At 68.0% G+C, this 23,261-nt stretch carries 14 protein-coding genes; 7 read left to right on the top strand and 7 right to left on the bottom strand.

The features are described 5' to 3' along the window. Window positions 1-192: 192 nt before the first annotated feature. Complete coding sequence (locus tag GJV26_RS24690; protein WP_155711296.1) at window positions 193-621, top strand: VOC family protein; 429 nt, start codon at window positions 193-195, stop codon at window positions 619-621. A 399-nt stretch (window positions 622-1,020) separates the two neighbouring features. Here the strand turns inward: GJV26_RS24690 and GJV26_RS24685 are convergent, their stop codons facing one another. After that, window positions 1,021-1,518, bottom strand: coding sequence for an FxDxF family PEP-CTERM protein (locus GJV26_RS24685; RefSeq protein WP_155711295.1), 498 nt, complete (start codon window positions 1,516-1,518; stop codon window positions 1,021-1,023). A gap of 288 nt (window positions 1,519-1,806) precedes the next feature. Between GJV26_RS24685 and modA the strand changes: the two genes are divergently transcribed. Then, window positions 1,807-2,601 (top strand): molybdate ABC transporter substrate-binding protein, encoded by a 795-nt coding sequence (gene modA, locus GJV26_RS24680; protein ID WP_173346263.1) that lies wholly within the window; start codon window positions 1,807-1,809, stop codon window positions 2,599-2,601. A gap of 48 nt (window positions 2,602-2,649) precedes the next feature. Here modA and fabF read toward each other — a convergent pair whose 3' ends face one another. Then, window positions 2,650-3,969 carry a beta-ketoacyl-ACP synthase II gene (gene fabF / locus GJV26_RS24675; RefSeq protein ID WP_155712703.1) on the bottom strand — a complete coding sequence of 440 codons (1,320 nt, stop codon included), beginning with the start codon at window positions 3,967-3,969 and terminating at the stop codon, window positions 2,650-2,652. A 204-nt stretch (window positions 3,970-4,173) separates the two neighbouring features. On the opposite strand from fabF, the gene GJV26_RS24670 reads away from it, so the two are divergent. The 4 genes from GJV26_RS24670 (at window position 4,174) to eutC (ending at window position 9,164) form a co-directional block, all read left to right on the top strand. Further along, window positions 4,174-5,151, top strand: a complete 978-nt coding sequence (locus GJV26_RS24670; protein ID WP_229419433.1) for an AraC family transcriptional regulator — start codon at window positions 4,174-4,176, stop codon at window positions 5,149-5,151. Between the two features lie 274 nt (window positions 5,152-5,425). Further along, window positions 5,426-6,814 (top strand): ethanolamine permease, encoded by a 1,389-nt coding sequence (gene eat / locus GJV26_RS24665; protein ID WP_155711293.1) that lies wholly within the window; start codon window positions 5,426-5,428, stop codon window positions 6,812-6,814. A gap of 138 nt (window positions 6,815-6,952) precedes the next feature. Then, window positions 6,953-8,344 (top strand): ethanolamine ammonia-lyase subunit EutB, encoded by a 1,392-nt coding sequence (locus GJV26_RS24660; RefSeq protein ID WP_155711292.1) that lies wholly within the window; start codon window positions 6,953-6,955, stop codon window positions 8,342-8,344. Between the two features lie 10 nt (window positions 8,345-8,354). After that, window positions 8,355-9,164 (top strand): ethanolamine ammonia-lyase subunit EutC, encoded by an 810-nt coding sequence (gene eutC, locus GJV26_RS24655; protein WP_155711291.1) that lies wholly within the window; start codon window positions 8,355-8,357, stop codon window positions 9,162-9,164. 40 nt (window positions 9,165-9,204) lie between these two features. Here the strand turns inward: eutC and GJV26_RS24650 are convergent, their stop codons facing one another. Continuing rightward, window positions 9,205-9,957 (bottom strand): carbonic anhydrase, encoded by a 753-nt coding sequence (locus tag GJV26_RS24650; RefSeq protein WP_155711290.1) that lies wholly within the window; start codon window positions 9,955-9,957, stop codon window positions 9,205-9,207. A gap of 466 nt (window positions 9,958-10,423) precedes the next feature. Here GJV26_RS24650 and GJV26_RS24645 point away from each other — a divergent pair, with 466 nt between their 5' ends. Beyond that, window positions 10,424-10,837, top strand: a complete 414-nt coding sequence (locus tag GJV26_RS24645) for a BLUF domain-containing protein (protein WP_155711289.1) — start codon at window positions 10,424-10,426, stop codon at window positions 10,835-10,837. Window positions 10,838-10,894: 57 nt separating this feature from the next. On the opposite strand, the gene recD is transcribed toward GJV26_RS24645, so the two are convergent. The 4 genes from recD to GJV26_RS24625 form a co-directional block, all read right to left on the bottom strand. Beyond that, window positions 10,895-12,874 carry an exodeoxyribonuclease V subunit alpha gene (gene recD / locus GJV26_RS24640; protein ID WP_308807640.1) on the bottom strand — a complete coding sequence of 660 codons (1,980 nt, stop codon included), beginning with the start codon at window positions 12,872-12,874 and terminating at the stop codon, window positions 10,895-10,897. After that, window positions 12,864-16,508: an exodeoxyribonuclease V subunit beta gene (gene recB / locus GJV26_RS24635; protein ID WP_155711288.1), complete on the bottom strand. Its 3,645-nt coding sequence runs from the start codon at window positions 16,506-16,508 to the stop codon at window positions 12,864-12,866. The genes recD and recB overlap by 11 nt, the downstream gene beginning before the upstream one ends. Beyond that, entirely contained in the window at window positions 16,505-19,894 is a 3,390-nt protein-coding gene (recC, locus tag GJV26_RS24630) for an exodeoxyribonuclease V subunit gamma (protein WP_155711287.1), read from the bottom strand. The genes recB and recC overlap by 4 nt, the downstream gene beginning before the upstream one ends. A 137-nt stretch (window positions 19,895-20,031) precedes the next feature. Further along, window positions 20,032-23,091, bottom strand: a complete 3,060-nt coding sequence (locus tag GJV26_RS24625) for a CHASE domain-containing hybrid sensor histidine kinase/response regulator family protein (RefSeq protein ID WP_229419432.1) — start codon at window positions 23,089-23,091, stop codon at window positions 20,032-20,034. Window positions 23,092-23,261 lie beyond the last annotated feature (170 nt).

Genomic DNA, 23,261 nt, shown 5'->3' with positions numbered 1-23,261 from the left:
AGCGGCGAAGCACGCCCCGCCCGCAGTCATGATGATGACCTTGCGCCAATTTTCCTACGCGCATGTGCCTTGCAAGCCCGAATACTCAGGGAATTGATCGTTTGCCGTTAGCAGCAAGAGGCGCGGCGCGCGACCGCCGGTGGCAAAATCCGGGATACTGCAAGGCTCATGAACCCCGTCGAGGAGCCCATCATGGAAGCCCAGGAAGTCCACCGCGGTCGTCTGATCGATCACCTGCAGCTGGTCGTGCAGGATCTGCCGGCATCGCAGAAGTTTTATACCGCAATCTTCGAAGTGCTCAACATCCCGATCGGCGGCAGCGCCGGGGATTACTTCTGGGCAGACGAGCTGTTCGTCTCGAGCCGGGACAGCGAAGCGGCCCAGGGCAAGCTGACCGGCCGCCATCACCTCGCCTTCCAGGCGCGCGGCCGCGACATGGTCGATGCGTTCCACAAGGCGGCACTGAACAACGGCGGCAAGGACAATGGCGCTCCCGGCGAACGGCCCTACCACCCCGGGTACTACGCCGCGTTCGTGCTCGACCCGGATGGCAACAACATCGAGGCCGTATACCACGGCGAATCGAAGCGCAGCGCGCCATCGGTGCACATCACGTGGTGACCGTGCAGCGGGCGTTGCCGACGACGCGGTCGCCGCGGGATGACGACACGCCGCAGCGTATCTTCGGCGCGACGCCCAGGCAATAAAAGTAAGAACAGGAAATTTCTAAATTGAATTATTTATTGCCGCGCGGTAGAATACATCCATCCCGTCGAAGGATGCAAGGCCCCGCCCGTTCACCGTTACGGTGACTCGAGGCCCGGCCGGACCGTGTGCGCGGTCCGGCCGGGCGCTTTGTCTTCCGCACAGCCTCCTGCCGTTCCCATTCCTGTTCTTTCCGTAACGCTGCACACCGATATGCCGCCGCGGGCATGCGTGCCTGTCGTCCGCCCCCGTTGTCGCGAGCGACGCAAAAAAGGCGCCGAAGCGCCTCCATCACTGCCGAACCGCCGGGCTTACTTACTGCTTGCGGCGACGCGCGGCGAACGCCAGCACGCCCATGCCACCGATCAGCATGCCATACGTGGACGGCTCCGGTACCGCGCTGATGGCGGTGAACACGCCACCGTAGCTGGCCGTGTTGCTGCCCTTGGCCTTGACGAAGCCTTCGATGGTGAGCGTCAACGGTCCCGTCACTTTTTCGGCAAAGCCGACGCCCGACCAGGCAAACAGGTTGCCGTACGAGACGTTGATGCCGTTCAGCGTCGCGCCCGTGAAGGTGATGTCGCTGACGAAGGTGGCCGTGTTGACCAGGCCGCCCGTTACGTAGCTGGCCGCGGCACTGTAATCCGAGAACGTGAACGTATCGCTGAAGGCGCCTGCGGTATGGGTAGCGCCGATCTCGTGCGTCGTCCAGAAGACCGGACCGCCCTTCAGTTCGATGTCGATGGTCGCGGCCGAAGCGCCGCCGAAGGTGCCGGTCAGTGCGGCCGCGAGTACCAGTGATTGCAGTTTCATGTGTTGATTTTCTTAAACAAGAATTGTCGTGCCGCTAAGTTAAGCTACCTTTAAGAAGTTGTCAATATCTAATTTTAAGTAATAAATAGCAATTTCATGATGTCGGAATCCCGCCGCCGGCGCAGGACGGGTGCTCTCGCATCGATGCACATGTCTTCAGGCCCATGGGCGCTGTCATAAAGCTGCCGAATCCTGTACTGACAAGGGCACTGAGAAATGCTTTTTTATTAACCTTGATGCCAATCAAGGTATCATTCGATGACACCGTTGCTTACACGATTCACGAACATGATGAAATTATTCTCTTCCCTGACGCTGGCATTGCTGGCCATGGCATTTTCCACCGCGAAGGTGCACTGCGCCGAGCTGGTGGTGGGCGCCCCGTCCGAGCTTGCCGGATATGTCGACGCCCTGTCGTCCGCTTTTATCGCCGGGGAGAAAGGCGCCCGCCTGCGCTTTGTCCTCGATACCAGCGGCAACCTGTATGAAAAGGTGTCGGCGGGTGAGCCGCTCGACGTCTACATGTCGGACGATTTGCGGTTGCAGGGGCAGCTGCTGGCCGACGGAAAAATGGTCTACGATACCTGGACCATGTATGCGGCCGGGCGCATCGTGCTGTGGTCGATGGACAAACGCTTCGATGTCGCGAAGGGCCTCCGGCTGCTCGCCGATCCGGCCGTGAAAAAAGTGGCCGTCGCCGATGGAGGCAGTCCCTACATGGCTCCCTCGCTGGCCGCGCTCCATCACGCCGGCCTGCTGGAAAAACTGCAGCCGCGCCTGCTCGACAGCCACAGCATGCAGGAGATGGTCAAGTCGGTCAGGGCCGGCAAGGCCGAGCTGGCCATACTGTCCTATGACACGGTTCTCGCGCCGTCAATGAAAGGCGTTGGCCGGTATTACCTTATCCCCGAGAACGAATACAAGGACGATATTCCCGGCCACGCCGCGGTGGTGACCTTGCACGGCAGGCAGAATCCCCTGGCACACCGGTTCATCCGCTTTCTGAGAACCGCCAGGGCACAAGCGATTCTGCTACCCGGCGGCTTCATGAAGCCGCCGCCGGAAAGCGTGGACATCAGGTAGCTGTCACTGCGCCTGGCGCCCGGCACATGGCCTTTTCCTCAACCCACGTCAAAGCCGCCGGAACACGAGGCTGGCGTTGACCCCGCCGAAACCGAAGCCGTTGGAGATGGCGTAATCGGTCGCCAAGTTCCGGGCCGAGCCGATGACGATGTCGACGCCTTCGGCAGCCGGATCGGGCTGTGCCAGGTTCAGCGTCGGCGGCGCAACCTGGTCGCGCAGGGCCAGCACGGTGAAGATCGCTTCCACGCCGCCGGCCGCCCCGAGCAAATGTCCCGTCGCCGACTTGGTGGCCGACACGGCCGGTCCGCGGCCCGCGCCGAAGATCGCCCGGATCGCGGCCAGCTCGCTGGCGTCGCCGACCGGCGTGGACGTCGCATGGGCGTTCAGGTGCCCGATCTGTCCGGGTGCCAGGCCGGCCTGACGGATCGCCAGCTCCATGGCGCGCCGTCCGCCGGCGCCGTCGTCGGGCGGCGACGTCATGTGATACGCGTCGGCGCTCGTGCCATACCCCAGCAGCTCCGCGATCGGCGTGGCGCCGCGGCGCAATGCGTGCTCCAGCTCCTCGATGACCAGCATGCCGGCACCCTCCCCCATGACGAAGCCATCCCGTCCGGCATCGAACGGGCGGGATGCCTGCGCGGGATGCTCGTTGAAGCCGGTGGACATCGTCCGTGCGGCGGCGAAGGCGCCGAAGCTGACGCGATCGATGCAGGCCTCGGCGCCGCCGCACACGGCGACATCGGCTTCGCCGGCACGGATCAGGCGCGCCGCATCGCCGATGGCCTGTGCGCTGGCGGCGCATGCGGTGACGGGCGCGCCGAGCGGGCCGCGAAAGCCGTGGCGAATGGAGATGTGCCCGGCGGCCATGTTGGCCAGGAAACCGGGGACCGTGAACGGAGAAAGCCGTCTCGGCCCGCGGCCATCGGTGGTTCGCACGGCCTCCACGATCGCGCCAAAACCGCCCACGCCCGAGCCCACGATGGTGGCCGTCCTTTCGCGCGCGCTGTCGGTGCCGGGCTGCCAGCCGGCCTGGGTCAAGGCCTCCTGTGCCGCGGCCAGGGCAAACACGCTGAACCGGTCCATTTTCTTGTGGTCCTTCGGTTCCACGACAAGCGCGGGATCGAATCCCCATGGCCGGTCCGGCGCCAGGCCCGGCACGACGCCCGCAACCTTCGATGCAATCCCTTCCGTGACGTCGTCGGGCAGCACCGTCAGTCCCGAATGACCATCCAGCAGGCGGCGCCATACGGCCTCGACCCCGCAACCCAGGGGCGACACCACGCCCATGCCCGTCACGACGATTCGTCTCGTGCTCGTGCTTGTGCTAGTACTCGTGCTCGTACTCAAGTGATGCTCCTTTTCGACCATTGAAGGATAGCGATAGGCAAATTGCGCCATGCGGCGGCTGTTGCACCCGCCAGGCGCTATCGAAATCAGGCGCCAGTATAGGGAAGCTGCATTGCAAAGGCTGGCACATCGCGCCAACGAATATGCAAAATGCGCCATAATGACGGCACCATGCAGCTACCCTGGCAAAGCGCTTTCACCGTTTCGGCTCACTTCCTGCACGGGATGCTCCACTTCGTCCGCACCCATCGCGGCGAAAAGGCGGCGGCGCAGGTACTCGCCGGCGCCGCGATTCCCCAGTCCCTTCTCGACCAGCCCGATGCCCGGCTGACGCGCCAGCAATATGTCGCGCTGTACCGGACCGTCGCGGCGGCACTCGATGATGAAATGCTGGGCCTGTGGTCGCGGCCGATCCGCACCGGCACCCTGAAATACCTGATGCTCAGCCTGCTGGATGCGCCGACCGTACTGGTTGCCCTGAATCGTTTCGTGCGTTTCTGGAACCTGCTGCTCGACGATTACCGGCTGCAGATTTCAACGAAGAACAACCTGGTCCGGCTGGCGCTCGTGGAAAGAACGCCCGGCACCCACGTCACGCCGCTCGCGCACGAGCTGATGATGAAGCTGATCCATGGCATCGCCTCCTGGCTGCTCGGCAGGGAAATCGGCCTGCACCGTGTCGAGTTCGGCTTCGCCAGGCCCAGGCACGTGGAAGACTATGCGTTCCTGTATCCCGGCGAGCTGCGCTTTGATACGGGCACGACGAGCATTCACTTCGCCTACACGGACTGCGCGGAGCGGTTCAAGCGCGAAAAACACGAGCTGTGGGCCTTCCTGAAACGCGCGCCGGAAGACTGGACCTTCAGCGCGTTCCACCACGCTTCGATTGCAGCCAGAACGCGCGAGTATCTCGGGCGGAACGTCGCACAGGCGGTGACGGTCCGGGATCTCGCGCAGGCGTTACATATCTCCGTCCGCACGCTCAACCGCCGGTTCGCGGAAGAAGGAACGCACTTCCAGGCGGTGAAGGACGGGCTGCGGCGGGATATCGCCGTGCACCGGCTGACCAATTCGAACACGGCCGTGGCGGCGCTGGCATCCGACCTCGGCTTCGCCGACGCCACCGGATTCTGCCGCGCGTTCAGGCAGTGGACCGGCAGCAGCCCTTCCGACTACCGGAAGGGCACCCGCCATGGCGAGTGAGCCCCCGCCATCGCAGGCTCGCGCGCCGGCGCGAGGCGCGCGATGGGGTATCGATCTGGTGCACGAGCGTTTTTATCCCGAACAAATTCACGGTTCCGGTGCGACGCGGCGACGAAGTGGCATCAGACGTGTTGGCATGAACTTTGCAGAACTCTTCCAGCACTTCGAGCCCGGATTTTCTGCATTCGGTCGGGCGATCGCGTAACACGACAGCGCCAGCACGCATTTCGATGGGAGAATCGGGCTTGCGCGAGCCACCGGAAAGGGGAAGCACATGACCGCAGCGAAGGGCAACGCAATAGCGGGCGCACCGGCGCTCAGGCAGACACTCGGCACTGTCCAGCTCTGGGGGATCGCCGTGGGGCTGGTGATCTCCGGCGAGTATTTCGGCTGGAGCTATGGATGGGCATCGGCCGGCACGCTGGGCTTCGCGGTGACGGCGATCTTCGTGGCGCTGATGTACACCTGTTTCATCTTCAGCTTCACGGAACTGACGACCGCGATCCCCCAGGCGGGCGGTCCCTTCGCCTACAGCAAGAGGGCGTTCGGCGCGACGGGCGGCTACATCGCCGGCGCCGCCACGCTGATCGAATTCGTGTTCGCCCCGCCGGCGATCGCCCTGGCCATCGGCTCCTACCTGAACGTGCAGTTCCCCGACCTGAATCCGAAGTGGATCGCGGCCGGCGCCTACCTCGTCTTCATGACGCTCAACATCGTCGGCGTGCAGCTGGCCGCCACGTTCGAGCTGCTGATCACCATCGTGGCGATCGGCGAACTGCTGATCTTCATGGGCGTGGTCTCGCCCGGATTCTCGATGGACAACTTCGTGCGCGGCGGGTGGGCCGGGCAGGACGGGTTCAGCATGGCGGCCGTGCCGGGCATGCTGGCGGCGATCCCGTTCGCGATCTGGTTCTTCCTGGCGATCGAGGGCGTGGCGATGGCGGCCGAGGAAGCGAAGGACCCGCGCCGCTCGATCCCGATCGCCTACATCGCCGGCATCCTCACGCTCGTGGCCCTGGCGATCGGCGTGATGGTGTTCGCCGGCGGCGTGGGCGACTGGACGAAGCTCGCGAACATCAACGACCCGCTGCCGCAGGCGATGAAAGCCATCGTCGGTGCCGACAGCGGCTGGCTGCACATGCTGGTATGGCTGGGCCTGTTCGGCCTGATCGCCTCGTTCCACGCCATCATCCTGGGTTACTCGCGCCAGATCTTCGCCCTGGCGCGCGAAGGCTTCCTGCCACGCTCGCTGGCACGCATCCACCCGCGTTTCCGCACGCCGCACCTGGCCGTGCTGGCCGGCGGCGCGGTCGGCATGACCGCTATCTTCAGCGACCAGCTGGTGAGCTTCGGCGGCCAGACGCTGACGGCGAACATCGTCACCATGTCGGTGTTCGGCGCCATCACGATGTATATCGTCAGCATGCTCAGCCTGTTCAAGCTGCGCCGTACGGCGCCCGACATGGTGCGCCCGTGGCGCGCGCCGTGCTATCCATGGTTCCCGGCATTCGCCGTCGCTGCCGCATGCGTCTGCCTGGTGACCATGGTGTACTACAACTTCCTGATCTTCTGCGTCTACCTGGGCCTGATGGCCGGCGGTTACGCCGTATTTCTGCTGAGCCGTGACAAGCACCCCGCCGCACCCACCGTGGAGACCATCTGATGCGCCGTGCCGGTGCCCCTGCCCTCGCCACCGCCACGCCAGACGCACGGCCACGGCAAACATGTGGCAGGATCGTCGCTGGTGATCAGCGCCGCGCGGCTTTTCTGATCTCATCCTGCAACGGGAGCCTGATGAACCATGCCTGAATATTCCCATACCGTCGGCGCCAGGACCTACGCCTTCGCCGGCCTGCGCGAGCTGATGGCCAGGGCCACGCCGGCCCGCTCGGGCGACCACCTGGCCGGCGTGGCGGCCGGCAGCGCCGAGGAGCGCGTGGCGGCCCAGATGGCCCTGGCCGCCCTGCCCCTCGCCACGTTCCTGAACGAGGCCGTGGTGCCCTACGAAACGGACGAGGTCACGCGCCTGATCGTCGACGGGCACGACGCCGCCGCCTTCGGGCCCATCCGTCACCTGACGGTGGGCGACTTCCGCGACTGGCTATTGAGCGACGAGGCCGATACGGCGGCGCTGGCGCGGGCCGCACCGGGCATCACGCCGGAAATGGCCGCCGCCGTCTCGAAGATCATGCGCATCCAGGACCTGGTGCTGGTGGCGCGCAAGTGCCGGCCGGTGACCCGGTTCCGCAACACGATCGGCCTGCCGGGCACGCTGTCGACGCGCCTGCAGCCGAACCATCCGACGGACGACGCGTCGGGCATCGCCGCCAGCCTGTTCGACGGCCTGCTGTACGGCAGCGGCGATGCCGTCATCGGCATCAATCCGGCCACCGACAACGTGCCCCAGGTGATCCACATCGTCAGCATGCTCGACGAAATCATCGCCCGCTACGACATTCCCACCCAGTCGTGCGTGCTGACCCACGTGACGAACACGATCGCCGCCATCGAACGGGGCGCGCCGGTCGACCTGGTGTTCCAGTCGATCGCGGGCACGCAGGCCGCCAACGCCAGCTTCGGCATCGACCTGGCGATCCTCGGCGAAGCCCGCGCCGCCGCCCTGTCGCTCGGGCGCGGCACCGTGGGCGACAACGTGATGTACTTCGAGACGGGCCAGGGCAGCGCCCTGTCGGCCAACGCAAACCACGGGCTCGACCAGCAGACGTGCGAAGCGCGCGCCTACGCCGTGGCCCGCGCATTCAAGCCGCTGCTGGTCAATACGGTGGTCGGCTTCATGGGCCCGGAGTACCTGTACGACGGCAAGCAGATCACGCGCGCCGGCCTGGAAGACCACTTCTGCGGCAAGCTGCTGGGTTTGCCGATGGGCTGCGACGTCTGCTACACGAATCATGCCGAGGCCGACCAGGACGACATGGACGTGCTGCTGACGATGCTCGGCGCCGCCGGCTGCACGTTCGTGATGGGCATTCCCGGGTCGGACGACATCATGCTGAACTACCAGACCACGTCGTTCCACGATGCGCTCTATGCGCGCCGCGTGCTCGGGCTGCGTCCGGCGCCGGAGTTCGAGCGCTGGCTGCGCGACATGGGCATCTTCGCGGGCAACGGCGAAGTGCGCCTGGGCCGCACGCTGCCGGCGCCGTTCCAGCGTGCCCTGCTGCAGCTATCGTGAAGGAGCCGCCATGACGGAACCCATCGACAACCGCGACCCGTGGCACGCGCTGCGCCAGTTTACCGCCGCGCGCATCGCGCTCGGCCGCACGGGCATCAGCCAGCCCACCGCCGCGCAGCTCGATTTCCAGCTCGCCCATGCGCGGGCGCGCGATGCCGTCCATCTCGCGCTGGACAGCGAGGCCCTGGCACGGTCCATCGGGGCGGCATGGCCGGAAGCGGGCCCCTGCCTCACGCTGCACAGTGCGGCGGCGAGCCGTCACGAATACCTGCAGCGGCCCGACCTCGGCCGCCGGCTGGACGAGCCTTCCCGCGCCCTGGCGGCGGGCGCACGCTCCGGCGCCGGGCCGCGCCCCCACGACGTGGCGTTCGTCGCCGCCGACGGCCTCTCCGCGCTTGCCGTGGCGCAGAACGCCGCGCCGTTCCTGGCGGCGATGCGCGACCGGCTGCAGGGCGAACACTGGTCGCTGGCACCGCCATCGGTCGTGCTCCAGGGGCGCGTGGCGGTCGGCGACGAGGTGGGCGAGCTGCTTGGCGCGAAGATCGTCGTCGTGCTGATCGGCGAGCGGCCGGGCCTGAGCTCGCCGGACAGCATGGGCCTGTACATCACATGGGCGCCCGCCGTGGGCCTCACGGACGAACGGCGCAACTGCATTTCCAACGTGCGGCCGGCCGGGCTGCGCTACGAGGACGCGGCGGCCAGGCTGCATTACCTGCTGGCCGAAGCGCGCACGCGGCAGCTGACCGGCGTGGGCCTGAAGGACGAGTCGGGCGGGCTGGCCGCGCTGCCGCAGGCCGGAGGCAGAAAGTTCCTGCTGTGAGCCCGGGGTTTCCCTGGAGGGGGCCGCGAAAGCGATGGTCCTATGGATTGACCACCACCACGCGGCCGTTCAGCGGCTGCACCGGACGCGCGTTCATCCGGTACAGCTTGCGAAATGCCGCCAGTTGCACGGGCGAGACTTCCACCGGCTGCTTCAGGATATGCCAGCGCACGCCTTCGCTGCAGGGCGGCGTCGTCAACGAACCGGTGTAGCCGTAGTAGCCGCGCCGTGCCGGCAGCAGCGCGGCGGGATCGAAATCGGCACCGGCCGCGTGCCTGCCGCCGGCCGTTGCCGGCATGTTGGCGAACACCGATGCCAGCGCGGCATTGTCCCGTCCCTGCCGGAACAGGACGGCCACCACGGCCAGTTCGCCCGCGTCGCTCTTGTGCACCAGGTGGGCAACCAGCGGATAGCGCCGGTCGTTGACGATTTCCTCGCTCGGAGTGTGGAAGTGGAACTGCACGAGCCGGTAGGTAGTGCCGCCCACGTCGATGCCGCCGGCATCGGCCAGGTCGACCTGCACCGTGTGGCCGTTGTTGACGATATCGGCGCTGCTCGCACGGTAGCCGAAGCCGATCGGCGCGTGCGTGCCCGTCCTGGCCGCGCGTATATTGACGGGCGATTGCGCCCTGCCCTGCCGGCAGGCTGAAAAATCCGGCGCCAGTTCGCCCCAGTGCGCGGCACCCGCCTTGCCCTGGTATTCCCAGCGGGCCCCTGTACCGGCGGCCCCCGCACCTGTCGTGACGGCCAACGCCGCCAATGCCGCCGTCACCAGCTTTACTGTCGCTTTCATGGAAACCTTGTTCAATGGATGACGCCTGCTTGCCGGTTCGCCGACCGGGCGCGACGGCAACCCATCGCCGCCCATGGCGCGAGGGTTGCCTGAAACGCGACGGTGTCGTGTCCGGCGGTGGCCGGCACATGGGCGATTCCGGGAAAGTGGCGATGGCCACCCATCATCGCGCTCGGTGGCCCTGCTCCGTTTGGGATGCCGGGCTGCAGCGGATGGCGTGTTCCGGCAAGCAGGCGCCGGCCGGATCACGTGGTCGTTTCATAAATCGAATACAAATATTGTATACAATTCTGCAGGATCGGCAAGGGTCAATGCGTTGAATGAGGCTGCTGCCGGGTTGCCGGCCTTCATGGCGTAGGCACAGTCGCGTGGAACCAACAACGCCGTCGATAGTCCATACCGTCGGCCCCAAGGTAAGTTATATTCCACACGGCAACATCACCTTAACTTTTCGCGGCCATCCGACATGTCACTCTACCAACTCGTCTACCTGAGTCAATCCACCCGCAAGCTGGACAAGGAGGAATTGTTCGCACTCTGGAAACAGGCCAAGGCCAACAACGGAACCATCGACGTCACGGGCAGCCTGTTCTACAACGGCGGCTGGTTCATGCAGGTGCTCGAAGGCCCGGCGCCGACCCTCGCTTCCCTGTATGACAAGATCGCGAAGGATCCCCGTCACCGCGATCTGCGCCTTCTCTACAACGAGCCGGCGGCCTACCGCACCTTCGTGCGCTGGACCATGAACATGACGAACCTGGAAGACCGGCAGGCGGACAGGTACGAGGAACTGGTGGAAGTGATCGAGGCCGCGAAGGCGGGCCGCAAGATCCATGCCCTGTCCGCCGCGGTGACGCTGCTGAACATCTTCAAGAGCTGACCCCATGGCGGCACGGGGCCGTCGCGCGTTCGCACTTCGCCGCGACCGGCCCCGACGTCACGTTCCCAGCGCCTCCCGCAGCCCGCTCGCACGCTGCGTGCGCTCGCCGATGGCCTCGGCCAGCACCGCCGCGTTGGGCGACACCAGGGTAAAGAACTCCCGCGCCCGCGTGATGCCCGTATAGACCAGCTCCCGTGCCAGCACGGCATTGGCCTGCGGCGGCAGCACCATCACCGTGTGCGTGAACTCGGAGCCCTGCGACTTGTGCACCGTCATCGCGAACGCCGTTTCCACGTTGCGCAGCCGGGTCGCCAGCACGCTGCGCACCGCCTCGCCGTCCGAGAACCACACGCGCAGCGAGCCGGGGCGCAGCGGGTCGGGCAGCGTGAGGCCGATGTCGCCGTTGTAGACGCCCGTCGCGTAATCGTTGCGGGTCACCATCACGGGGCGCCCCACGTACCATTCGCCGCGGCGGCGGATCAGCCTTGCGCTGTCCAGTTTCTGCTCGATCGCCTCGTTCAGGCCGGCGACGCCCCACTCGCCGACGCGCACCGCGCACAGCAGGCGGAACTGCTCGAAGCGCTTCAGCACGTCGCGCACCCAGGCTTCGTGATCGTCGCCGGGGCCGGCCTGTATCCGTTCCAGGTAATCGCGGTAGCCGGCGCCGGTGCCGGGACGGCCCTGCAGCGCCAGGGCGAGGACGTCGCCCGGACGCGCGCCTTCGATCCAGCGCAGCCGGCCGCCGCTGTCGCCGCGCAGGACATCGCGCGCCGCATCGCTGTCGCCGCGGTTGACGGCCATGGCCAGCTGGCCGATCGGGCCGCCGAAGCGGCGGCTCTGGCGCAGCATCACGATGCGCTGCGCCAGCGGACCGCCATCGCGTTCGCGGAACGCGGCGGGAATCGTCTCGCCGGCGGCGGCCAGCACGTAGTCGCAGGTGGCGCCATCGTAGTTGCCGCTTTCGGCCTGGGCGCACAGGTCGCCCAGCACGGCGCCGGCTTCCACGGACGCGAGCTGGTCCTTGTCGCCGAGCAGGATCAGCCGCGCATGCGGCGGCAGTGCCGCCAGCAGGGCCGCCATCATCTCGAGGTGCACCATCGACGCCTCGTCGACGATCAGCACATCGACTTCCAGCGGATTGCCGGCGTTGTAGGCGAAGCTGCGGGTATCCGGACGCGCGCCCAGCAGGCTGTGCAGGGTGCGCGCGGCCCCCATCCGCGCCGCCAGTTCGCGCAGCGGCAGCGCCGACCCGAGCCTGCCCGCCAGCTCGTCGAGCGCCGAGTCGATCGACTGCTTCAGCCGCGCGGCGGCCTTGCCGGTGGGCGCGGCCAGGGCGATGCGCAGGCCATGCGCCTCGTCGCCGGCCATCGCCAGCAGCAGCGCCAGCAGCCGCGCCACGGTGTACGTCTTGCCGGTGCCCGGACCGCCCGTGATGATGGCCAGCCGGCCGCGCAGCGCGGCGGCGCAGGCGATCTTCTGCCAGTCCGGCCCGCCGTCGCGCACCGGATGATGGAACAATTTGTCGAGCCAGCCGCGAATGGCGCCGGTGTCGGCAGCGGTACTCGCACCGGCTTCGGTGCCGGCCTGCGCGCGCGAGCGCACCGAAGCGGCCACTGTCGCCTCGTCGCGCCAGTAGCGGCGCAGGTACAGGCGTTCGCCGTCGAGCACCAGCGGCTGGTTGAAGTCGAAGGTGCCCACCGACCAGACCTGCTCGCAGTCGTGCAGGGCCTTGCGCCAGCCGTTGGCGTTCTTCGGCAACGCGGCGCCTTCCCGGGCCGCGGCGGCGCGCAATGCCGCCCACTCGCCATCGAGCCAGCCCAGCTGCGGCGACGGATCGCCCGCCAGGTCGGCGAGCACCAGGCAGCTGTGCCCCCGCCCTTCCAGTTCGGACAGCAGCACGCTGGCCAGCAGCAGCGGCGGCGGCGTGTTGCCCAGCGTGGCCACGAAGCGGGCGAACGCGCCCGCCAGCCGCCGCAGCTTGCCGTTTTCGGTCAGCGCGCCGATCGTCTCGAACAGCGCCGTATGGTCAGTCATCATCGGTTCCCAGGGTTTCGGCGGCGCCCCTGCGCAGCAGTTCATCGAGTTCGTCCAGCAGTTGCGGGTCCGGTTTCAGCAGGTGGCAGCCGTGCGTGGCGGCGTTGCCGATTCCGCGCAGGAAGAAGAACACAGCGCCGCCCAGCTGTTCCGCCGGGTCGTACGCGTCGCCCAGCCGGCTCGCCAGCAGCCGGTGCAGCGCCAGCAGGTAGATCGCCCCCTGCACGTCGTAGCGGTGTTCCGCCATGCCCTGCGCCAGCGCCTTCGCATGGTAGGCGGCATCGGTGCCGCCCAGCATGTTGGATTTGTAGTCCAGCACCCAGTAGCGCCCTTCATGCTCGAACACCAGGTCCGAGAAGCCTTTCAGCATGCCGTGCAGGGCCCGCTGCGGCAGCGCCGGCCGCGAAATGCCGCCCAGCAGGTGCCGACGGCACAGCGCATCGAGCGCGCCGGTCGCCAGGTGCTCGCTGGGGAACCAGAATTCCATTTCTGGCATCAAGGTACCGATGTCGCACAGCGACGCGCCGAGCGGCGGCAGCGCCGTCGTCACCGCCGCCCGCAGCCAGGCGATCGTATCGGCCGAACGGTGGCCCCAGCCGGCCCGCTCGATGCGGCGCGCCATGCGCTGCTCGCACGCGGCATCGTCCATGCAGCCGAAGCCTTCCTGCGCCAGCCATTCCAGCTGGTCGTGCAGGAAGTTGCCGGGCACGGAGCCGCGCGGGAAGCGGTGCCATGGCGCATCGTCCACGCGGCCGGGCGTCACGTCCGCGCCCTCGCCTTCGAGCAGCGTTTCTTCCTGCGCATGGCGCGGCGCGGCCAGCGTGCCGCGCGCCAGCGACGTGAAACTGCCGACCGACCAGTTGCGTTCGAACTGCGCGCCGTATGGCCGCGGGTCCACCAGCGCCGCGCGTTCCTCGACGCGGTCGAGGCGCGTTACCCGCTCCGGATGGCGCAGCGGGGCAATGCCGATCGCGCCGCAGTCGCCGGCCACTTCCCGCCAGCGCTCCTGCAACGTTTCGGCGGGCAGTTGCGCGCCGCCCGTGAGCAGGTAGCCGAGCGCCGACTCGTGCAGCACGTTGGTGCCCTCCTTCCTGGCCGGCAGCGCGGCCACGCCGAGCCACAGGAAGTGGCGGGCGCGCGTGAGCGCCACGTACAGCAGGCGCAGGTCTTCCTCGATGCGGGCCGCCTCCACGGCCGCCTGCGCCTCCTCGGACAGCGCCATGTCGATGCGGCGCGTCCCCCCGCCGTCGGTGTACTCGAAGAAGCTGCGGTTGCGCCTGTCGACCTTGCGGGCGGTGACCGCGAATGGCAGGTAGACCAGCGGGTATTCCAGGCCCTTGGACTTGTGCACGGTGACGACCTTGACCAGTTCCGCGTCCGATTCCAGCCGCAGCACCTGTTCGTCGCCCATCGCCCCCTCGCCTTCGACCTGCTCGGCCATCCAGCGGATCAGCGCCTGTTCGCCGTCGAGCTGGCGGCTGGCCGTCTGCAGCAGCTCGGCCAGGTGCAGCAGGTTCGTCAGGCTGCGCTCGCCGCCCACGTTTCCGGGCGCCAGCAGCGCGGCCGGAAGGCCCAGTTCGTGGATGAAGCGCCGCAGCATCGCCAGCACGCCCTGCCGCTGCCAGATCGCGTGCAGGTTCTTCAGCTGCTCGACACGGCTTTCCCACGCCAGCTCGTCCATCGACAACCGCGCCAGCTCGGCCAGCGGAATGTTGGCGGTGCGGGTGGCCAGCGCGGCGCGGGCCAGCGCGCCGTCGAGTGGATTGGCCAATGCCGCCAGCCAGCGCAGCACATCCTTCGCCTCGTCGCTTTCCAGCACCGAATCCTTGTCGGACAGGTAGACGCTCGGCACGCGCCGCTGCTGCAGCGCGCGCCGTATGGCCGCGGCCTCTTTCCTGTCGCGCACCAGGATCGCGATATCGGCCGGCTTGAGCCGGTGGAATCGTTCCGGCCCGTCGAAGCCGGTCTTCGGATCGTTCAGCAACCCCACGATGTGTTCGGCGCAGTGCTGCGCGAAGAAGTCGCGGTAGCCGTCCGCCTTCAGGTCCGGCACTTCGCTGCACGACACGGTGAGCGCCTGCAGCTGCCCGTCGACGCCGACCAGCCGTTCGCCGCGCCCCCTGGCGTCGACGGCATCGAACGGCAGCGGGTTCTCGGCGCCGCGGCGGAAGCGGAATGCGCCCTGCGCGAAGCCGCTGCCGCCGGCCGCGTTTTCCGCGTGCAGGAAGATGCGGTTGACGGCGTCGACCACGTCGCGCGTGGAACGGTAGTTGGTGCCCAGCTGGTAGTGGCGGCCTTCGGTGGCGCTTCGCGCGGCGAGATAGCTGTGGATGTCGGCGCCGCGGAAGCCGTAGATCGACTGCTTCGGGTCGCCGATCAGGAACAGCCCCAGTGCCGGGTCGTTGTCCGCCACGCGGTACAGCAGATCGAAGATGCGGTACTGCGACGGCGCGGTATCCTGGAATTCGTCCACCATCGCCACCGGATACTGTTCGGTGATGCGCTGGCGCAGCGCCGGGCCGTTCTCGCCTTCGAGCGCATGCTGCAGGCGTACCAGCATGTCGGCAAAGCCGAACTGCCGGTCGCGCGCCTTCAGCTCGGCCATGCGGGCGGCGATGACGCCGGCCGCATGGCGGTACAGGCGGTGCGCCAGCGGTTCGCAGGCGTCCAGCGCTTCCTTCAGCTGCGCCAGCGCTTCGAAATCGTCCGGAATGCCGGAGCCCTTGTACGCTTCCTCGATCCCCGATGGCACCAGGCGCTTCCAGCCGGATGCCGACATGCCGGGATCCACCATCTCCGGGTCGAGGGCCCATGCCTTCAGGCTGCCGAACCAGCCGGCCAGCCAGTTCGACTTCATCAGCTTGCCGTCGAGCTGCTTCGCGGCCTTCTGCCGCTCCAGCCACAGTTCCATCCGTTCGAGCCGTCCGCTCCAGCCTTCCTTCAGCGCGGCCAGCTGCTGCCGTTCGCGCAGCGAACGGGCGATCAGCACGCCCAGCGGTTCCCGCGAGTTCCAAGTCTCGTCGGCCCGCCGGACCAGTTCGCGCAGGCTGCGTTTGAGCCGCTCCACGTCGGGCCAGCATTCCAGCAGCGCGCCGAGGGCCGGGTCGCGCAGCGGGTACACCTGCTGGCGCCAGTAATCGTGCGCGGCATCCTCGAACAGCGCCGCCTCGTCGGTGATCAATTCCTCGTCGAACAGGCTGCCGCTGTCGAACGCGTGCTCGCGCAGCATGCGCTGGCACCAGGCGTCGATCGTGAAGATCGCCGCTTCGTCCATCGTTTCTGCGGCCAGCATCAGCCGGTGCGCGGCCTGCTGGCGCCCCGTGTCGTCGGGATACGCTTCCAGCAGGCCCTCCAGGTACGGGTCGCAGCTCTCGACCTGGCCGCGGAAGCAGGCGGCCGCCTCGACCAGCCGTTCGCGGATGCGGTTCGACAGCTCGCGCGTGGCCGCCCGGGTGAACGTCATTACCAGGATGTCGGCCGGCAGCAGCGGGCGCGCATAGGCGTCGTCGCCGCCATGGCCCAGGACGAGGCGCAGGTACAGCGCGGCGATCGTCCACGTCTTGCCCGTGCCGGCGCTGGCCTCGATCAGCCGGGTGCCGTGCAGCGGGAACGTCATCGGTTCGAGCAGGCGGCTCATGCCGCACCGCCTTCGATCGGCTGCACTTCCACGTTCGCCAGCCATGCCACGAGCGGGCCGTACAGCGCCTCGGCGGTGGCCCTGAAGTCCGGCTCGGCGGCCAGGTCGCCGTATTCGGGCCACAGCCGGTACAGGCACAGGTCGTCCTTCTCGCCGCGCCGGTCGAACCCGTGCTCGTAGATCTCGCGCGGGTCGCCTTCCGACACCAGCGCCAGCGCCGTCTTGCTGGCCACCGGCAGCGGCCCGTCCATGCCGCGGCGCCACAATGCGACCAGGTCGGCCAGCGTGGCGCGGGCCGCTTCGGTGTCGAGCGGGGCCATCGAGAGCACGGCATCGCGCGCCACCAGCAGCCCGGTCACGGGCACGCCCTGCGCGGCGGCGGCCAGCTGGCGCAGCCAGGCGCCGGCCAGCTTGTCGCCGCGCGGCTGGCCGGCCTTGTCCAGCGCCTTGGACGACATCTGCCCCAGCCACACCTTGGCACTGCCGTCCGCGCGCAGGCCGTCGATCCAGTCTTCCAGCACCACGCCGTTCAGTTCCAGGCCGATCGGCAGCTTCGGCGCCGCTTCCGGGAAGGCGCCGCGCAGCTGCAGCCACGCGCGCCGCACCGGCAGCAGCGCCTCGATCAGGCCGTCGCGCACCCGGTCGCCGAGCAGGCCGATCGGCAGCACGCCTTCGCGCTGCAGCCGGGCCGCCCGTTCCGCGAGGCTGGCGCGCACGTCGTCCTCTTCTTCGGCGCCGTCGTCGTCGAGCATTTCATCTTCGAGGAAATAGCGCTCCAGCGCATCGAGCGTGAACGGTTCCTCGTCTTCGCCGACGAGGGCCGAGTCGGCGAAGCGCACGCCCAGCCGCTGCTGGAAAAAGTACTTCACCGGCTGCCGCAGGAACGCGGCCAGGCCGGCCAGCTTCAGGCGGAAGCGCTCGTCCAGTTCATACGGCGGCAGGCCGGCGGGCAGCCCGGGCGCCGTTCCTTCCGCGTGCGCGGTACGCCATTCGGCGGCATAGGTGAACAGGCCGCCTTCCTCGAAATAGCGGCGCGAGAACGGCTGCAGCGCATGCTCGGTGGTGCGGTCGTGCAAGTCGATGTGCCAGCCGGCCTTCAGGTAGTCGAGCAGTTGCGACACCAGCACCGATGGCGGCTGTTCGCTGTTGTCGCGGGCGTTGCGGCCGCACCAGCTCACGTACAGCACGTCGCGCGCGGCCAGCACCGCCTCGAGCATCAGGTAGCGGTCGTCGTCGCGGCGCGAGCGGTCGCCCGGGCGCGCCATGCCGGGCAGCGCCAGCAGGTCGAAGTCGGCGCGGCTGGTGCGGCGCGGGAAATCGCCGTCGTTCATGCCCAGCAGGCACACCACGCGGAACGGCACCGCGCGCATCGGCATCAGCGTGCAGAACGTGACGCCACCGGAAACGAACTGGTGTTCCAGCGACGGTTCGTCCAGCGCGCCCAGCCATGTTTCTCGCAGCACCGACAGCGGCACCGGCTCGTCGAAGCCGGCGCCGTCGCAGGTTTCCAGCCAGGCATCGAGCGCTTCGCCCAGCGCGTTCAGCGTGAGCCTGTCGCCCTCTTCGCTGGCGTCGAAGAACGTGACGAGCAGCGCGCGCGCCAGTTCGCCCCATTCGAACGGCGTGCGGGGCTGCGCCAGCCGCTCGCGCCAGGCCAGCAGCGCCTCGACCAGTTGCGCCAGCGAACCGGCCAGCGCGGCATCGAGGCCGCCCACTTCGCCGTACGGCTCGATGTCGCCGAACGCGCCGCCGGCGCCGCTCGCATAACCGAGCAGCATGCGGCGGATGCCGAAGATCCACGCGTTCTGCTCGCCTGTCGGCCCCAGGCCCAGGCCGGTGCGATGGTCGCGGTCCAGGCCCCAGCGCACGCCGGCCCCCTCGATCCAGCGGCCCAGCGTGGGCAGGTCGTCCTCGACGAGGCCGAAGCGGGCCGCCACCGCCGGCACGTCAAGCAGGTCGCGCACTTCGCTTTGCCGGCAACGCTGCTGCGGCAGCCGCAGCAGCCACTCCAGCGCCACCAGCAGCGGGTTGACGCTGCGGTCGTTGACGTCGCCGATCTCGAATGGGATGTAGCGGGCATCGCCCCGGCCCCGGCTCTTCCCGTACTGGCCGAACACGGCGTGGATGGCCGGCGTGAACACGCCGATATCCGGCACCATCACCACGATGTCGCGCGGGCGCAGCGTGGGATCCTGCGCGAACCGCGCCAGCAGCTGGTCGTGCAGCACTTCCACCTCGCGCTGCACGCTGTGGGTGATGTGGAACACCACCGAGCGGTCATGCGCATCCGGCACCGGGAAATGATGCTCGGACAGCGGCAGCATGTCGCGCACCGCGCCCTGCATCTGCGCCAGCAGCGTGTCGCCTTCGTCGTCGCCGAACAGGTCCACGCGCAGGTGCTCCGCGCCCTCGCCGGACGCCTCGTCGAACTCGTCGAGCATTCGGATGTAGTCGCGGCCCTGCCGGCCCCAGCTCGCCAGCAGCGGGTGGCTGTGCGCATGCAGCGCCTCGATCGGCACCTGCGCCAGATCCACGCCGTTGCGCTGCGGCTGGCGGCGCCGGGCGGCGCGCAGCAGGTCGCGGCCGTCGATGATGTCGCCCCAGTAGAAACGGCACGGGTTCGGCACGGCCACGATCACCTGCGTGAAACGGGCGAGCGCGGCCAGTGCCTGCAGGGTCTGGTAGGGCAGCGCCGAGACGCCGAACAGCACGACGCGGCGGGGCAGCGGCCGTGTCGGCAAGGCGCCGCTCTCGACGGCGTGGATGAATTCCGTGTGCACGCCGGCGCGGCCCAGGGTGCGCTCTTCCTGCGGCACGCTGGCGATGATGGCGCGCCACAGCGCGGCCTGCCAGCGCTGGCCTTCCGGCAGCGGGTAATGCACGCCGCGCGGGCAGCACATCCGGTCCCGGCCCGCCGCCCAGTCGGCCAGCCAGTCGGCGCGATAGACCTGGTACCCGTCGAACAGGTCGGACAGCCGCTCGGCCAGCTGCATGCGCCGTTCCGGGCAGCCGCCCTTGAGGAAATGGCGCAACGGCTCGAACGCGTCGTCGCGCAGCAGGTCGGGCAGCAGGCGCATCAGGCGCCACGTCAGCGGGCCCTTGTCGAAGGCCGACATGCGCGGCACGCGGTCGCGGCCCAGCATCGTGCGGTAGGCTTCCCACAGGAAGCGCGCCGGCAGCGCCACGCGGGTGGCGGCGCATACGCCGGCCTCTTCGGCCAGCGCGATCTTCAGCCATTCGGCCACGCCGTTCGACTGCACCAGCAGCACGTCCGTCTCGAGCGGGGCGAGCGGGTGGCTGTGCAGCCATTGGAAGACGGCGGCACGCAGCTGTTCGAGCTGGTTGCCATGCAGGATCAGTAAGCCGGGGGCGATGCCAGTTGCCATGGTTTTCAATTGAAGAACGGTTCGCTATTATCGCTCAGTCATGCGACTTAAGAATTGGCACAGGCGTTGGTAGCGGCACGGACAACGCGGCGCGGCGCCGGGTTCGTGCCGGCATCGGCTGTTCCGGCAGGTGCCCCTCAGCCAGGCTGGTCGCCGAGCTCCTGCAGCAGCGGTTCGAGGTCGACTTCGACGAAGCATTGCAGCCGCTGCAGCATCGTTCCCATGTGCGCGACGATCTGCGCCGCGCGCGCCGGGTCGTCGTCCGGCTCCAGCCGTTCGAGCGCCAGGCACAGCTCGCCGAAGCCGAGCGCGCCGACGGCACGTGCCGACGACTTGATGCGGTGGCCCAGCTCGGACAGGCGCTTCAGGTCGCCAGCCGCCAGCGCCGCGTCGATCTCGGCCAGGCCGTCGCGCGCGGAAGTCAGGAACATCGCCGTATACTTGCGCATCTTGTCCTGCCGGTTGCCGAAGGTCTGGCCCAGCACGCTCAAGTCGAACAGTGCCGCTTCCACCGGCAGGGGTTGCGGCACGGGGTGCGGCATCATGTCGGTCGACCGGCGCGCCGGTACCGGCCCGGCGCCCTGCCCGGCCGCCGGCGTGGCGGTCACGGTGCGCACCTGCGCCGTGCGCCCGTCCGCCGCGCGCAGGCTCAGCCACTTGGACAGCGTGGCGAGCAGCAGGTTCGGCACGACCGGCTTGGTCAGGAAATCGTCCATGCCGGCTTCCTGGCAGCGCACCTGGTCGTCGCGGCCGGCATTGGCCGTCATCGCGATCACCGGCATGCCCGACAGCGTGGCGTGGCCGCGGATGCGCCGCGTGGCCTCGTAGCCATCCATCACCGGCATCTGCACGTCCATCAGCACGCAGTCGAAATGGCCCTTCTGCAGCAGGTCGATCGCTTCCTGCCCATTATTGGCGATCACCACGGTGGCGCCGGCATCCTCGATCAGCTCCTGCCCCACCTGCTGGCTGAACACATTGTCTTCCACCAGCAGGATGGCGGCGCCGCGTAGCGGCGCCAGCAGTTCCTCCCGCAGGCCGGCGGGCGCCGCGGCGGGCAGCTCGGTGCCCTTTTCCAGCTGCGCGGTGAACCAGAACGTGCTGCCCAGGCCCGGCGTGCTCTCGACGCCGACCGTGCCGCCCATCAGCTCGGCGATCTGCTTGCTGATCACCAGGCCGAGGCCGGTGCCGCCGTACTTGCGCGTGGTCGACGTGTCGGCCTGGTGGAACGACTGGAACAGGCTGTCCACCTGGGCCGGCGTCATGCCGATGCCGCCGTCCTGCACTTCGAAGCGCACGGTGAGCCGGTTGTCGCGTTCCTCGACGACGCGGGCGCGCAGCCAGATGCGGCCGTTTTCCGAGAACTTGATCGCGTTGCTGGTGAAGTTCAGCAGCACCTGTTCCAGCCGCAACGGATCGCCGCGCAGCTGCGCCGGCACGTTGGGCCACGCTTCGAACACCAGTTCGAGCCCGCGGCGCGTCGCCGCGTCGCCGAGCTGGGTCAGCACGTTGCCGAACAGCGCGTCGAGCGGGAAGTCGAGCAGCTCGAGATCGAGCTTGCCGGCCTCGATCTTCGAGAAATCGAGGATGTTGTTGATGATGCCCAGCAGGTGCTGGCCGGAGTGGTAGATCTTTTGCAGGTAGTCGCGCTGCTTCGGATCGGCCACCGATTTCAGCGCCAGGTGCGCCATGCCGATCACGCTGTTCATCGGCGTGCGGATTTCGTGGCTCATGTTCGACAGGAAGTCGCTCTTCGCGCGACTGGCGGCCTGCGCGGCCTCCTTCAGTTCGTGCAGCTCGGTCACGTCGGTGGACAGCGCGATCACCGCCGCGCCCCGCTCCAGGTCGACGGCGGCCTTCACCGTCCACAGGTGCCGGGTGTTGCCCTGCGCGTCGACGAACTGGCCTTCGCTGCTGCGCTTGATGCCGTCTTCCAGCACCAGCCGGTCTTCCGCCCAGGCGCGGATTGCCTCGCGGGCGGGCAGCAGTTCGCGGTCCGTCCGGCCCACGATCTGCTCGACCGGGCGCCCCATCACCTGCGCCATGCGGGCATTGACGTAGATGTAGCGGCGTTCGCCATCCTTCATGTACACGTGCGCATCCACGTTGTCGAGCACGCTGTCGAGCAGGCGCCGCTGCTCCTGCGCGTTGCGGCGCTGCGAGGTCAGCATGAACACGTAGCTGTACAACAGCATCGTGCCGGCGCCCCCCGTCAGCAGCGCGATCCATGGCAGGTGGCGGTCGAAGCCGCTGATCATGTCCACCTTGCGCGTGTAGAAACGGGCCTTCCACAGCGAGCCGTTGAAATCGATCGGCAGCACGGCGATGAAATAGTCGTCCAGGTCGCCTGGCAGGCGCGGCGGCGCGTCGAGCACGCCCGTATCGTTGTACAGGAGCCGGTCGTCGCTTTCGATTTCGAGGCGCCGCTGGTCGGGCGCGGTGTTGCCATCGGAATACAGGATCAGGCGCACCTTGCGGTCGGCCATCTCGTCGATCGCGCCCTGCACCAGCGCCGACACGGAAAAGCCGATCCCCACCGAGCCCAGGTACGCGGCGCGGCGGCCGGCCACGTCATCGACCGGCATGCCCCGCCGGTACACGGGCAGGCGCATGCCGAGGCCGATGTGCGGCACCGGCCCCTGCACCCGGACGGGCTGGCCGGATGCGCTCATCTGGCCGGTATCGCGCGACAGGTCCATGGCCCGCGCGATCGCCGGGTTGGCGGCGATGTCGACCCCCATCTTTTCCTTCAGCATCGGTTCCAGCCAGGTCAGCGGCGCATATCGGCCCCGCTGGCCCGGCGGGCGGATGTCGAAGGCGGGATAGCCGGCCGGATCCACGCTGCGGTCGCCACGAACGACGGCCACGAACGCCTTGCGCTCTTCGGCGCGCACATCGGGCGCATAGTTGATCAGTTCGATCGCGGGGAAATGCCGCGGCACGTCCAGGCTGGCGACATAGCTGCGGAATCCGGCGCGCGACAGGTCGTCCGATGCCTGAAACAGCGCCACCAGCCCGCGCAGCACATCCGAATAGGCCTTCACGCTGGTGCCGATGCTGTATTGCGTGGCACGTGCGGCATTGTCGAAGCGCAGCCGCGCATTGTCGTGCACCGACTTGACGGTGGCCACATACAGCGTCAGTCCCACCGCCGCGGCCAGCATCAGCCCGATACCCCATTGCAGGAGCCGGGACATCGCGGGTGCCTTCCTGTATTCGCCTGTCTTGCGCATTGATATCGAGTGAATCCACTGAGAATTTATTGCAATACGGCAGCATACCTTGAAAGACCCGGCCAGTCACCGCGGCCGCGCGCCTGGCGTTGCGCAAATCCCGATAACTATTATGATGGAACCAACTGGCAAAA

The organism is Pseudoduganella dura (assembly GCF_009727155.1).
Classification (GTDB): Bacteria; Pseudomonadota; Gammaproteobacteria; order Burkholderiales; family Burkholderiaceae_D; genus Rugamonas; species Rugamonas dura.
This window is presented reverse-complemented; position numbering and strand designations above follow the sequence as displayed.

Excerpts from the sequence above, each read along its gene's own strand:
- GJV26_RS24650 (WP_155711290.1), bottom strand. The coding sequence starts at position 9,957 with ATGAAAGCGACAGTAAAGCTGGTGACGGCGGCATTGGCGGCGTTGGCC.
- modA (WP_173346263.1), top strand. The coding sequence starts at position 1,807 with ATGATGAAATTATTCTCTTCCCTGACGCTGGCATTGCTGGCCATGGCA.
- GJV26_RS24645 (WP_155711289.1), top strand. The coding sequence starts at position 10,424 with ATGTCACTCTACCAACTCGTCTACCTGAGTCAATCCACCCGCAAGCTG.
- GJV26_RS24685 (WP_155711295.1), bottom strand. The coding sequence starts at position 1,518 with ATGAAACTGCAATCACTGGTACTCGCGGCCGCACTGACCGGCACCTTC.
- GJV26_RS24670 (WP_229419433.1), top strand. The coding sequence starts at position 4,174 with ATGCTCCACTTCGTCCGCACCCATCGCGGCGAAAAGGCGGCGGCGCAG.
- eat (WP_155711293.1), top strand. The coding sequence starts at position 5,426 with ATGACCGCAGCGAAGGGCAACGCAATAGCGGGCGCACCGGCGCTCAGG.
- recB (WP_155711288.1), bottom strand. The coding sequence starts at position 16,508 with ATGAGCCGCCTGCTCGAACCGATGACGTTCCCGCTGCACGGCACCCGG.
- GJV26_RS24660 (WP_155711292.1), top strand. The coding sequence starts at position 6,953 with ATGCCTGAATATTCCCATACCGTCGGCGCCAGGACCTACGCCTTCGCC.
- GJV26_RS24690 (WP_155711296.1), top strand. The coding sequence starts at position 193 with ATGGAAGCCCAGGAAGTCCACCGCGGTCGTCTGATCGATCACCTGCAG.
- recC (WP_155711287.1), bottom strand. The coding sequence starts at position 19,894 with ATGGCAACTGGCATCGCCCCCGGCTTACTGATCCTGCATGGCAACCAG.
- recD (WP_308807640.1), bottom strand. The coding sequence starts at position 12,874 with ATGATGACTGACCATACGGCGCTGTTCGAGACGATCGGCGCGCTGACC.
- eutC (WP_155711291.1), top strand. The coding sequence starts at position 8,355 with ATGACGGAACCCATCGACAACCGCGACCCGTGGCACGCGCTGCGCCAG.
- GJV26_RS24625 (WP_229419432.1), bottom strand. The coding sequence starts at position 23,091 with ATGTCCCGGCTCCTGCAATGGGGTATCGGGCTGATGCTGGCCGCGGCG.
- fabF (WP_155712703.1), bottom strand. The coding sequence starts at position 3,969 with ATGGTCGAAAAGGAGCATCACTTGAGTACGAGCACGAGTACTAGCACA.